Annotated in this window: 10 protein-coding genes and 1 tRNA gene; 4 read left to right on the top strand and 7 right to left on the bottom strand. The window is 69.1% G+C overall.

Translation table 11 applies throughout. The annotated features are described in order from the left end of the window. The first annotated feature begins 10 nt into the window (after window positions 1–10). On the top strand, window positions 11–1,501 hold the full coding sequence (locus ACO07Z_RS20865; protein ID WP_421700454.1) for a carboxypeptidase M32: 1,491 nt from the start codon (window positions 11–13) through the stop codon (window positions 1,499–1,501). 10 nt (window positions 1,502–1,511) lie between these two features. On the opposite strand, the gene ACO07Z_RS20860 is transcribed toward ACO07Z_RS20865, so the two are convergent. Beyond that, window positions 1,512–2,594, bottom strand: coding sequence for an aldose epimerase family protein (locus tag ACO07Z_RS20860; protein WP_421700453.1), 1,083 nt, complete (start codon window positions 2,592–2,594; stop codon window positions 1,512–1,514). A gap of 187 nt (window positions 2,595–2,781) precedes the next feature. Here ACO07Z_RS20860 and ACO07Z_RS20855 point away from each other — a divergent pair, with 187 nt between their 5' ends. From ACO07Z_RS20855 to ACO07Z_RS20845, 3 genes are all read left to right on the top strand, one after another. After that, the gene (locus ACO07Z_RS20855; protein WP_307020080.1) at window positions 2,782–3,159 is read left to right on the top strand and encodes a RidA family protein; all 378 of its coding nucleotides are present in this window, start codon (window positions 2,782–2,784) and stop codon (window positions 3,157–3,159) included. Between the two features lie 156 nt (window positions 3,160–3,315). Then, on the top strand, window positions 3,316–4,284 hold the full coding sequence (locus ACO07Z_RS20850) for a phosphate acetyltransferase (RefSeq protein WP_421700452.1): 969 nt from the start codon (window positions 3,316–3,318) through the stop codon (window positions 4,282–4,284). Window positions 4,285–4,289: 5 nt separating this feature from the next. Beyond that, the gene (locus ACO07Z_RS20845; protein WP_421700451.1) at window positions 4,290–5,474 is read left to right on the top strand and encodes an acetate/propionate family kinase; all 1,185 of its coding nucleotides are present in this window, start codon (window positions 4,290–4,292) and stop codon (window positions 5,472–5,474) included. On the opposite strand, the gene ACO07Z_RS20840 is transcribed toward ACO07Z_RS20845, so the two are convergent. From ACO07Z_RS20840 to lon, 6 genes are all read right to left on the bottom strand, one after another. Further along, window positions 5,471–6,229 (bottom strand): ATP12 family chaperone protein, encoded by a 759-nt coding sequence (locus tag ACO07Z_RS20840; protein ID WP_421700450.1) that lies wholly within the window; start codon window positions 6,227–6,229, stop codon window positions 5,471–5,473. The two genes, ACO07Z_RS20845 and ACO07Z_RS20840, sit on opposite strands and share 4 nt — an antisense overlap. Then, window positions 6,226–6,897, bottom strand: a complete 672-nt coding sequence (locus tag ACO07Z_RS20835; protein WP_421700449.1) for an HAD-IA family hydrolase — start codon at window positions 6,895–6,897, stop codon at window positions 6,226–6,228. The genes ACO07Z_RS20840 and ACO07Z_RS20835 overlap by 4 nt, the downstream gene beginning before the upstream one ends. A gap of 187 nt (window positions 6,898–7,084) precedes the next feature. Then, complete coding sequence (locus ACO07Z_RS20830) at window positions 7,085–8,785, bottom strand: methyl-accepting chemotaxis protein (protein WP_421700448.1); 1,701 nt, start codon at window positions 8,783–8,785, stop codon at window positions 7,085–7,087. Window positions 8,786–8,947: 162 nt separating this feature from the next. Continuing rightward, window positions 8,948–9,023, bottom strand: a tRNA-Val gene (locus tag ACO07Z_RS20825). Window positions 9,024–9,374: 351 nt separating this feature from the next. Beyond that, the gene (locus tag ACO07Z_RS20820) at window positions 9,375–9,653 is read right to left on the bottom strand and encodes an HU family DNA-binding protein (RefSeq protein WP_018386927.1); all 279 of its coding nucleotides are present in this window, start codon (window positions 9,651–9,653) and stop codon (window positions 9,375–9,377) included. Between the two features lie 341 nt (window positions 9,654–9,994). After that, entirely contained in the window at window positions 9,995–12,433 is a 2,439-nt protein-coding gene (gene lon, locus ACO07Z_RS20815) for an endopeptidase La (protein WP_307020046.1), read from the bottom strand. Window positions 12,434–12,443: the final 10 nt, after the last annotated feature.

Genomic DNA, 12,443 nt, shown 5'->3' with positions numbered 1-12,443 from the left:
GAGAAGGTTCATGTCCGCCTACGCCTCCCTCGCCGCCCATTTCGGCCGCATCAGCGCGATGTCCAACGCGGTCGGCATCCTGCAATGGGACAGTGACACGATGATGCCGAAGGGCGCCGCCGCCAGCCGGGCGGAAAGCCTGGCGCTGCTGCGCGTGCTCCAGCACGACATGGCGGTGGACCCGCGCCTTGGCGACTGGCTGGAGGCCGCCGCCAGCGACGACACGCTGGGTAGCTGGGAGCGGGCCAATCTGCGCGAGATGCGCCGCGTCTTCACGGCACAGACCGCCCTCCCCGCCGATCTCGTGGAAGCCTCCAGCAAGGCGATTTCCGCCTGCGAAATGGCGTGGCGGCAGGCGCGGGCGGAATCCGACTTCCCCGCCTTGCTGCCCTATCTCGCCGAGGTGCTGCGGCTTCAGCGCGAGGCCGGTGCCGCCAAGGGCGCGATTCTCGGCCTCTCGCCCTATGACTCGCTGCTGAACGATTATGAGCCCGGCGCACGCATCGCCCGCATCGACGCGCTGTTCGACGATCTCGCCGCCTTCCTGCCCGGCTTCACCGAGGAAGCGCTGGCGGCGCAGGCCCGCCGCCCCGCGCCCGGCGCGCTGGAAGGCCCCTTCGCAGTGGAGGCGCAGCGCGGGCTCGGCCAGCGCATGATGGCGGCGCTCGGCTATGATTTCGACCGGGGCCGGCTCGACGTGTCCACCCACCCCTTCTGCGGCGGTGCCGACCATGATGTGCGCATCACCACCCGCTATGACGAGGCCGATTTCGCCAAGGCGCTGATGGGCGTGATCCACGAGACCGGCCACGCGCTCTATGAGCAGGGCCGCCCCGCCGGCTACATGAACCAGCCGGTCGGGCAGGCGCGCGGCATGGTGCTGCATGAAAGCCAGTCGCTGCTGATGGAGATGCAGGCCTGCCGCTCGCGCGAATTCCTCGGCTTCGCCGCGCCGCTGATGCGCGCCGCCTTCGGCGGAACGGGGCCGGAATGGGAGGCGGAGGCGCTGTGGCGCCGCTACACCCGCATCGAGCGCGGCTTCATCCGCGTCGATGCCGACGAGGTCACCTATCCCGCCCATGTCATCCTGCGCACGCGGCTGGAAAAGGCGATGATCGCCGACGACCTCCCGCTGGCGGAGCTGCCGGCGGCATGGAATGCCGGGATGAAGGAACTGCTCGGCACCACGCCGCCGAACGACCGGCTGGGCTGCCTGCAGGACATTCACTGGCCGAGCGGCGGCTGGGGCTATTTCCCCACCTACACGCTCGGCGCCATCGCCGCCGCGCAGCTGTTCGACGCCGCCTGCCGCGCCGAGCCGGACACGCTGCCGGCCATCGGCCGCGGCGATTTCGCCCCGCTGGTCGGCTGGCTACGCACCCATGTGCACGGGCTCGGCTCGCTTCTCGACACGGATGAACTCCTCACCCGCGCCACCGGCCGCCCGCTCGATGCCGGCGTGTTCAAGGCCCATCTCGCCCGGCGCTACCTGCCGGCATGAGGGCCGCGCCTCAGTCGGTGGAGAAGCGGTAGACGGAGACGTGGCGATAGGTCTGGCCGGGGTCCAGCCGGGCCGAGGGGTAGTCCCCCCGGTTCGGCGCATCGGGCCAGACCTGCGGCTCCAGGCAGAAACCGTCGGCCTGACGGTAGAGCCGACCGCCCTTGCCGAGCGCGGTGCCGTCGAGAAAATTGCCGGAATAGAATTGCAGCCCCGGCTGGTCGGTCAGCACCTCCATCACCCGACCGGAGGCGGGGTGCTCCACCCGCGCGGCGAGGCGGGGGCGAGAGGTGGTGCCGCCTTCAAGGCAGTAATTATGGTCATAGCCCCGCCCGCGCCGCAGCTGCTCATGCGCCTGGCGGATGCGGTCGCCGATGCGGCGCGGCGTGCAGAAATCGAAGGGCGTGCCGTCGACGCTTTCCGGTCCGCCGAGCGGGATCGCCGCCGCGTCCACGGGCAGATAATCGTCGGCATGGATGGTCAGCAGATGGTCGAGCACATCGCCGCCGGCCTCCACCCCGCCGAGGTTGAAATAGCCGTGATGGGTTAGGTTCACGAGGGTCGGCGCGTCCGTCGTCGCCTCGAAGGCGATGGTCAGTTCCCCTGCCCCGCTCAGCGTGTAGGTCACGCTCGCGTCCAGCGTACCCGGAAAACCCTGATCGCCCACCGGGCTGGTAAGGGTGAGGCGCAGCGACGGCGCCTGCCCCTCGCACAGCTCAGCGAGCCGCCACACGCGCCGGTCGAAGCCTTCCGGCCCACCATGCAGGGCGTGGTCGCCATCATTGGCAGGTACGCGATATTCCGTCCCGTCGAGCGTGAAGCGTCCGCCGGCGATGCGGTTGGCGTAGCGGCCCACCGCCACGCCGAAAAAGCGCGGCTCGCGCACATAGGCGTCCGGCGTGTCATGGCCGAGCACGACATCCGCGCGGCGACCCGAACGGTCGGGCACGTGCAGCGCCTGCACCGTGGCGCCGAGGTCGAGAATGGACACCTCCATGCCCCCCTCCCCGCACAGGCGGAAGCGTTGGATTTCGGTGCCGTCGGCGAGGGTGCCGAAGGGCTCGCGCAGAATATGGGCGCTCACATGCTGATTCATGCTCGACTCACGACACATCCGGGTTTGCCCGGCACCGCTTTCACGGGCGGCATTCTCCTCCCGCTCCGGCACGAAGGCCAGCCCCCCGGCCGCGCGTCCCGCCTCCTGCATTGACCGCGCCGCCGTCGCCGGGGGAAGCTCGCGCACCCGATCCCCCGCAGGAGACGCGATCTTGGCGCAGTTCCACATGATTGCCGGTGCCCCCACCCCCGTCGCCCCGTTCAGCCACGCCGTGGAGGCGGATGGCTGGGTCTTCATCACCGGGCAGATGCCGACCTGGCCGGACGATGATTCGCGCCCGCTGCCGGAGGGCGTGGAGGCGCAGACGCGCCGGGTGATGGACAATCTCGTGCTGGTGCTCGCCGGCATCGGGCTCGACCTGTCGCATGTGCTGCAGGCGCGCGTCTATCTCACCGATTTCAAGGGCGACTATCCCGCCATGAACGCGGTCTACGCCTCCTATTTCCCGGCCGATCGCCGCCCGGCGCGCACCTGCGTCGGCGTCACCGGCCTCGCCCGCGACGCGCTGGTGGAGATCGACCTCGTCGCCCGCCGCCCGGGCTGAGCCTGCCCACGGGCGACCGGTGCGGGTCGGGCGGTCTTTGCGTGAGGTCATGGACGTGGGCACAAAAGGTCGGTCTGTGTCGTCCGGCCGTCAGCCACGGCGGCGACACTGAACGCGACATCGGCGCCGCGACACCGGCGCAACGGAGGCGAAGACATGGACATGGCCACAAGCCCCGGCACGGTGCCCCCGATCGATCACGGCAATTATGAGCGCCTGGTCGCCCGCGCCCGCACGGTGGAGGCCATGCCCACCGCCATCGCCCATCCCTGCGACGCCGCCTCCCTGCACGGCGCACTCGACGCCGCCAAGGCCGGCTTCATCGTGCCGATCCTGGTCGGCCCCCGCGCCCGCATCGAGGCGGTGGCGCAGGCGGAAGGGCTGGACCTCGCCGGCATCGCGATCGTCGATACGCCGCACAGCGTCGCCTCCGCCGCCAAGGCGGTGGAGCTGGTGCGGGAGGGCCAGGCCGCGCTGCTGATGAAGGGCAGCCTGCACAGCGACGAGTTGCTCGCCGCCATCACCGCCCGCGACACCGGCCTGCGCACCGGGCGGCGGGTCAGCCATGTCTTCGTCATGGACGTGCCGAGCTATGCCGAGCCGCTGTTCATCACCGATGCGGCGGTGAACATCTTCCCCGATCTCGATGCCAAGCGCGACATCGTGCAGAACGCCATCGACCTGCATGTCGGGCTCGGCCTCGGCCGGCCGCGCGTCGCCATCCTCTCGGCCGTGGAAACCGTCACCACCTCCATTCCCAGCACCATCGAGGCCGCCGCTTTGTGCAAGATGGCCGATCGCGGCCAGATCACCGGCGGCGATCTCGACGGGCCGCTGGCGCTCGACAACGCCATCTCGCCGGAAGCCGCGCGCATCAAGGGCATCGTTTCCCCCGTCGCCGGCCGGGCGCAGATTCTCGTCGCGCCGGACCTCGAAGCCGGCAACATGCTGGCGAAGAACCTCACCTTCATGGCCGGCGCCGATGCCGCCGGCGTGGTGCTCGGCGCGCGGGTGCCGGTGATCCTCACCAGCCGCGCCGACACGCTGAAGACCCGCCTCGCCTCCTGCGCGGTGGCGGTGCTCTATGCGCAGGCGCGGCTGCGCCAGCCGAAGCTGGGGGGATGAGCGCGATGAACGAGGCCATTTTCGTCGTCAATGCCGGCTCGTCCAGCATCAAGTTCAAGCTCTACCGCGTCACCGGGCGCGATGTCGCTTTGGTCCTCGGCGGGGCGCTGGACGGCATCGGCACACGCCCGCGCCTCCTGGCCAAGGACGAGGCCGGCACGGTCCTGGTCGAGCGCAGCTTCGCGCCGGAGGAAATCGCCAAGGCGCCGGAGGCCCAGCACGCCATCAGCGACTGGGTGCTGCCGCATCTCGACGGGTTCGATCTGATCGGTGTCGGCCACCGCGTCGTGCATGGCGGGCCGCACTACACCCACCCCGAACGCGTGAATGACGAGGTGCTGCGCACGCTGGAGAGCTTCATCCCGCTCGCCCCGCTGCACCAGCTGACCAATCTCGACCCCATCCGCACCATCCGCGAGCGCCGGCCGGACCTGCCGCAGGTCGCCTGCTTCGACACCGCCTTCCACCGCAGCCACCCGGAAATCTGCGACCGCTTCGCCCTGCCCGACGCGCTCTACCGCGACGGCGTGCGCCGCTACGGCTTCCACGGCCTGTCCTATGAATATGTCTCCGGCGCGCTGCGCGAACTGGCGCCGGAACTGGCGCGCGGGCGCGTCGTCATCTGCCATCTCGGCTCCGGCGCCTCGGCCTGCGGTCTCAAGGACGGCGCGAGCCAAGACGCGACGATGAGCTTCACCGCGCTGGACGGCCTGCCCATGGGCACACGCTGCGGCGCGCTCGACCCCGGCGTGGTGCTGCATCTCATCGAGCAGAAGGGCATGAGCGCTGCCGAGGTCGGCCACATGCTCTATCACGACAGCGGGCTGAAGGGCCTGTCCGGCCTCTCCAGCGACATGCGCGAATTGCTGGCGAGCGAGGCGCCCGCCGCCGCGCTGGCGGTGGAGTACTTCGCCCTGCATGTCGCGCAGGCGGTGGCGCGGCTCGCGGTCACGCTGGGCGGGCTCGACGCGCTGGTGTTCACCGCTGGCATCGGTGAGCGCTCAGCCGAGATCCGCGCCCGCATCTGTGCCCGGCTCGGCCTGCTCGGCGTGGCGCTGGACGCGGCCGCCAACGACGCCAACGCCACCTGGATCGACGCCGACGGCCCCGGCCCGCATGTGCTGGTCATCCCTACCGATGAGGAGCGGATGATCGCGCTGGCGACCTTGAGCTTGCTGCGGCCCTGCTAAAGAAGCGCGTAGACCTGCGCGGCGGCGTCGAAATCGCGCCGGCGCCGGGCGCGGCGGTCCAGCGCCTCGGCATCGGTGCCCCAGAGCTGCTCCTGCACCTCTTCATCCGCATGGGCGGCGCGCCACGCCATCTCCGCATCGAGATGGCCATGCGCCACCGCCAGCGCCAGCAGCGCCGAGCCGCTCAGCGTCGTCATCAGGTTGAGCGCGGCGAGCCGCAGCGGATCGTCCGGCAGCGCGCCAGCGATGAGTTCCAGCGTGCGCGGCGGCTGGGCGACATGGACGACGCCCTCGCTCAGCATGAAAATGGCGCCGAAGCGCTCGCGCGCCCAGGCCAGCACCGGGTCCCACAGTTCCGCATGCAGCGCCACCAGCTGCGCCGGCGTGTCGGTGCGGTAGCACAGCAGGTCGCTGCCGGCGTAGCGCACGATCTCCTCGCCCACCTCGGCCATGTTCGGGGCGACGCCGTCGAGGGCGGAATTGACCAGCCGGGTCATCGGCATGGTCATGGGGTCGATGAACTCGCCCTGCGCCTGCCATTCCTCCGCCAGAGCCTGCGCCAGCGGCCGGCTCGGCACCGCGACGAGGTGGCGCCCCGGCGTGCGCACCGGGCGCCCGTCCAGCTCCACGCGGAACAGGCCGCCCTCCGTCGCAGCCGCTCCGGCCTCGCGGTAGAAACGCTTGGGCAGCGGCTTGCGCTCGGCAAAGCCCGGCCGGGCCGGCGCAGACGTGGCCTCGGGGGTTCCTTCGCTCACGCCACCGTCTCCCAGAGTTCGTCGATCGCCCGTTGCAGCTCGTCCGCATCCGTTGCCAGACGCTCGGCGCCCGACTGGGTCAGCAGATCGGGCGCGTGATAGCCCCAGCTCACGCCGATGGCGCGGGCCCCGGCGGCACGGGCCATCACCATGTCGAAGCTGGTGTCGCCGATCAGCACCGTGTCCATCGGCGCCGCGCCGGTGGCCGCCATCGCCTGCAGCACCATGGCCGGGTGCGGCTTGGAGGGGGCGTCATCCGCCGTCTGGATGGTGACGAAGCGCCCTTCCAGCCCGTGATGGGCCAGCACCGCCGCCACGCCGCGCTGCGACTTGCCGGTGGCGATGCCGAGCAGCAGATCGTCGCGGGCGGCGAGCCAGTCGATCAGCCCGCGCATGCCGGGGAACATCGGCTCGCTGAAATCCGGCTCGGTGCGCAATTCGCGGAACGCCTCGCGGTAGAGCTCGGCCAGCCGCTCGGCGGGAAAGCGCGGATCGTCCTCGCCCAGCCGCTGCATCGCTTCCACCAGTGACAGGCCGACAATGCCGAGCACCGCCTCGCGCGAGGGCATGGCGAGTTCCGCGCGGGCGAAGGCGCGGCCCATGGCGGCGACAATGACGTGCTGGCTGTCCACCAGCGTGCCGTCGCAATCGAACAGGACGAGTTTCATCGGCACACCACGCGCGGCTGACGGGGCGCGGCACGTGGGGCACGGCTGCGCGGGAGAGCCGTCGAAGTCGGGGATGCGGCCGGGGATGTCAACCCCCGGCGCCGGACCGGCCGGGCGGCCTCCCGAAAAGCAAACCGCGCGCCGCTGGGGGAAGCGGCGCGCGGCGGGGCTGGGAGCGTGTGGACGGTCAGGCCGCCCGCAGGCTGCGCACCAGCTCACCCACCTGCTGCTTCAGGTCGCTGGCCTGATGCGCCAGCGCACCGGAGAGCGAGGTCAGCTGCGCGGAGGCGGCGCCGGTCATTTCGGCCGCACGGCCGACACCGACGATGTTCTCGCTCACCATGCCGGTGCCGCTGGCGGCCTGGTTGGTGTTGACAGCGATTTCCTGCGTGGCCGAGCCCTGCTGCTCCACCGAGCTGGCGATGGTGGTCGTCGCATCGCGGATCTGGGCGATGGTGGTGACGATGTGCTCGATCGAGCCCACGGTGCGGCCGGTCGCCTGCTGGATATCGTTGACCTTGAGGCCGATCTCCTTGGTGGCGCCGGCGGTCTGCTCGGCCAGCTGCTTCACTTCCTGCGCGACCACCGCGAAGCCGCGGCCGGCCTCACCCGCCCGCGCCGCCTCGATGGTGGCGTTGAGCGCGAGCAGGTTGGTCTGGGCGGCGATGTCGGTGATGAGGTTGACCACTTCGCCGATCTTGGCCGCGGCGTCGGAGAGTTCGCGGATCTCGGCGGCAGTGCGGTTCACCACCTCGGCCCCGTTCACCGCACGCCCGGCGGCGCCGCTGACCTGGTTGCCGATCTCGCGGATCGAGGAGGTAAGCTCCTCCGTCGCCGCTGCGACCGTCTGCACGCTGCCCGAGGCTTCCGCCGCGGCGCTGCCGACCGCCGCCGCCTGGCGGGAGGTCTCCTCGGCGCTGGCGGCGAGGTTGCGCGCCGCTTCCGACACTTCGGTGGAGGAGTTCGACAGCGCGTTGACGAGCGTGCCCATCTTCGATTCGAACTCGTCGGCGATCGCCTGGCGCTGCGCCACGACGCGCTGGGCGGCGTGGACTTCGGCCTGGCGGGCCTCCTCGCGCGCCTTCTCGGCATCGACGAGAGCGCCGCGCAGCACATCCGCCGAACGGGCCATGCCGCCGATCTCGTCCCGGCGCTCGGTGCCGTCCACGGTCACGGCGAGCACGCCCTGGGCGAGATTGTCGAACACCTTCCGCAGCTGCTCCAGCGGCTTCACCACGCCGAAGCGCGTCGCCAGGAAGGCCAGCAGCAGCACGAGCACGAGGCCAACGGCCATGCCGACATACACCGTCATGACGGCCGAGTCGGCGTCCGCGCGCAGGCTGTCGGAAAGCTTAACGATGTCGCTCGCCCGCGCGTTCACCTCCTTGGCGATATCGGCGATGAGCGCAGTCGAAATCGGCATGCAGCGCGCATTCCATTCTGCGGCCGTCTTGTTGTTCTCCTCGACCGAGGTCGAAGCATTGGCGCGCGCGACAACGTCGCCGCACTGCTCGCCGGTGAAGCGGTCGAACCTCGCCACCAGCGTCTTCACCTGTTCGGTCAGCGAGGGGTCCTTGGTGGCCGCCTCGGTCATGCGGTCATGGAAGCCGGCGACGGCCTCCTTCTGCACGTTGACGGCGGCCTCATTGTCCTCATCGGTCAGCGACGAGAGAGACTGATAGACACCCTGGTTGAAATAGACGGTGAAGCGATTGGCCCGGGCTAGCGCCACGGCGGCCGAGGCCGGGCCCGTAAGGGCCCCCTGATATTCCGAACTGATCGCCTGCATGCGGGTGCCGGCGAAAATCACCCCGCCGGCGGCGAAGGCGGCCAGCAGCAGCAGCAGCGCCGATATCTTGCCGATAAGCGGCAAATTCTTGAAGGACATGTGAGCTCCACGGGACAGCTAACCCAGCCCCAGCCCGGGCGCGTCGCTGCGCGGTGCCGGCCGAGACCTACCGCCGTCACCATGAAAACGCCGCCTTGTGTGAAGCTGTCGTGCCGCCGGGTCACAACCCCTGCGGAGGCGCCGCCCCGCTTCGGGGGGCGATGGTGGGCGGTGACGGGCTCGAACCGCCGACCCTCTCGGTGTAAACGAGATGCTCTACCAACTGAGCTAACCGCCCGCACGGCTTTCGCCGGCCGCGTTTAAGCATCGCCGCCGCGAGGCGGCAAGAGCCTCTGACGAGAAAGCGGCGCCGGTGTCAAAGAGGCTGTGGGTGAGAAGGGCGGCGCGGACGCGCCATCGGCCCGTGGGCCGTGCCATCTCGACAGTTGAGTCGGGGTGCGGGAGGCGCGCCGCTCATGCGGATGGATATCTGGAAAAAAGGCCGGTGCGGCGTCTCACTCGCAGCCGCCATGCGCCGCCACGGAGGGCGGGCGCAGCGCGGGTCCGCCGGCATGGCCGGCGAACCTGCGCCTTCAGTGCCGCACCGCACCCCGCACCATCAGGCACGGGGGGCGCGACGCCGTGAGGATCAACCGTTGACGGTTTCCTTCAGGCCCTTGCCGGGCGTGAACTTCGGGGCCTTGGAGGCCTCGATCTTGACCGGGTTGCCGGTGCGGGGGTTGCGGCCTTCGCGCGCGGCGCGGGTCACGACGGAGAAGCTGCCGAAGCCGATCAGCTTGACTTCTTCGCCGGCCTTCAGCGAGGCGGCAATAGCATCGAAGGTCGCGTCGACCGCGGCCGCCGCAGCAGCCTTCGTCAGCTTGGCCTGCTCGGCCACAGCGGCGACGAGTTCGTTCTTCGTGGTCATTTGACCGGTCCTTCCCTTGATTGCACAAGAATCGTCGGTCGCATGCACCGACGACGGGCGGGCACACTTTCCCCAAATTGCGGCGATTGCAAGCGCTCCCACCGCGAAACCCGCACAAATACACGACTTCGGGGCGATTGAGTGTAATTGGATACCGTAATTTGTGACGGTTTGCCACGCCCGCATTTTGGGCGAACGCGCCGCCCGCAAACCGCCATATTTGGACTTGCCCATGGGCACGGCCACCGGTCCGGCCCGAACGGGCGACAAACGAAAATGGCGGCGCCCGCCGGGCGCCGCCATTTCCTCTTTCGGTTGCGTCGACCGTTCGCTCTACCCGCTCAGTGCGGGGCGATGACGCCGATCTCGTCGCGGGCGATCACCGGCTCGACCTCGGTGGCCGGCGCCAGCGCCTTCTCTTCCCACACGATCGCCTCCGGCTGGCGGACGAGCGCGTGCTGCAGCACCTCGTCCATCCGCGACACCGGCACGACCTCAAGCGCGTTCTTCACATTGTCCGGGATTTCCGCCAGGTCCTTGGCGTTCTCCTCGGGGATCAGAACCTTCTTGATGCCGGCGCGCAGCGCCGCCAGCAGCTTTTCCTTCAGCCCGCCGATCGGCAGCACCCGGCCGCGCAGCGTGACTTCGCCGGTCATGGCGACATCGCGGCGGATCGGGATGCCGGTCAGCACCGAGGTCAGCACCGTGGCCATGGCGACGCCGGCGGACGGCCCGTCCTTCGGGGTCGCCCCCTCCGGCACATGCACGTGGATGTCGCGGCGGTCGAACAGCGGCGGCTCGATGCCGAAATCGAGCGCGCGCGAGCGGACATAGGAGGCCGCCGCCGAGATCGATTCCTTCATCACGTCGCGCAGATTACCCGTCACCGTCATCTTGCCCTTGCCGGGCATCATGACGCCTTCGATGGTGAGGATTTCCCCGCCCACCTCGGTCCAGGCAAGGCCGGTCACGACGCCGACCTGATCCTCGCTCTCGGCCTCGCCATAGCGGTACTTCGGCGCGCCGAGATAGTCCTCCAGCTGCTTGACCGTGATCTTGACCGTCTTCTTCTTGGTCAGCATCAGGTCCTTCACCGCCTTGCGGGCGAGATTGGAAATCTCGCGCTCAAGGTTACGCACGCCCGCTTCGCGGGTGTAGCGGCGGACCAGGGTGAGCAGCGCCTCGTCGTCGATCGACCATTCCTTGGGCTGCAGACCATGCTTGGTCAGCGCCTGCGGGATGAGGTGACGGCGGGCGATCTCGACCTTCTCGTCCTCGGTGTAGCCGGCGATACGGATCACCTCCATCCGGTCCAGCAGGGCCGGCGGAATGTTCAGCGTGTTGGCGGTGGTCACGAACATCACGTTCGAGAGGTCGTAATCCACTTCCAGATAGTGGTCGGCGAAGGTGTGGTTCTGCTCGGGGTCGAGCACCTCAAGCAGGGCCGAGGACGGGTCGCCGCGGAAATCCGCGCCCATCTTGTCAATTTCGTCCAGCAGGAACAGCGGGTTGGCTTTCTTGGCCTTGCGCATGGACTGGATGATCTTGCCGGGCATGGAGCCGATATAGGTCCGGCGATGGCCACGGATCTCCGCCTCGTCGCGCACGCCGCCGAGGGCGACGCGCACATATTCGCGGCCCGTCGCCTTGGCGATGGACTTGGCGAGCGAGGTCTTGCCGACGCCGGGCGGGCCGACCAGGCACAGGATCGGCCCGGTGAGCTTGTTCTGCCGGCTCTGCACGGCGAGATATTCGACGATGCGGTCCTTCACTTTGTCGAGACCGAAATGATCGGTGTCGAGCACGTTCTGGGCGAAGGGCAGGTCCTTCTTGACCTTGCTGCGGTTGCCCCACGGGATCGACAGCAGCCAGTCGAGATAGTTGCGCACCACGGTGGCTTCCGCCGACATGGGCGACATCTGCCGCAGCTTCTTCAGCTCATGCGTCGCCTTCTCGCGCGCTTCCTTGGAGAGCTTGACGGTCTTGATGCGCTCTTCCAGCTCGGCCAGCTCGTCACGGCCGTCCTCGCCGTCGCCCAGCTCCTTCTGGATCGCCTTCATCTGCTCGTTGAGATAGTACTCGCGCTGGGTCTTCTCCATCTGGCGCTTGACGCGCGTGCGGATGCGCTTCTCGACCTGAAGGACCGAGATTTCGCTTTCCATCAGCGAGAGCACCTTCTCCAGCCGGCTGGTGACCTTGAGGATCTCCAGCACCGCCTGCTTCTCGGGGATCTTCACCGCGAGATGCGAGGCGACGGTGTCGGCCAGCTTCGAGTGGTCCTCGATCTGGGTGACGACGCCGACGACTTCCGGCGAGACCTTCTTGTTCAGCTTCACATAGCTGTCGAATTCGGCCAGCACGGAGCGGCCGAGCGCCTCGGCCTCGACCTTGGAGCCGAGTTCCTCTTCCAGCGCCTGCGCCTCGGCCTCGTAGAGGTCGGTGCGGTCGGTGTAGTGGTTGACCTTGGCGCGCGAAATGCCCTCGACCAGCACCTTCACCGTGCCGTCCGGCAGCTTCAAGAGCTGCAGCACCGAGGCCAGCGTGCCGATCTTGTAGATGGAGGAGGTCGCCGGATCGTCGTCCGAGGCGTTCTCCTGCGTCGCCAGCAGGATGAAGGTGTCGTTGCGCATCACCTCTTCGAGGGCGCGGATCGACTTTTCGCGGCCGACGAACAGCGGCACGATCATGTGCGGGAAGACGACGATGTCGCGCAGCGGCAGGACCGGGAAGGTCTGCGCCACTCCCGGGGTGAGCGCGGTGCGAGGCTTGGGGCTCGTCATGGCTCTTTCC

Source organism: Ancylobacter sp., assembly GCF_965229075.1.
Lineage (GTDB): Bacteria > Pseudomonadota > Alphaproteobacteria > Rhizobiales > Xanthobacteraceae > Ancylobacter.
Note: the sequence above shows the minus strand (reverse complement) of the source record. Positions and strands in the feature narration are given on the sequence as shown.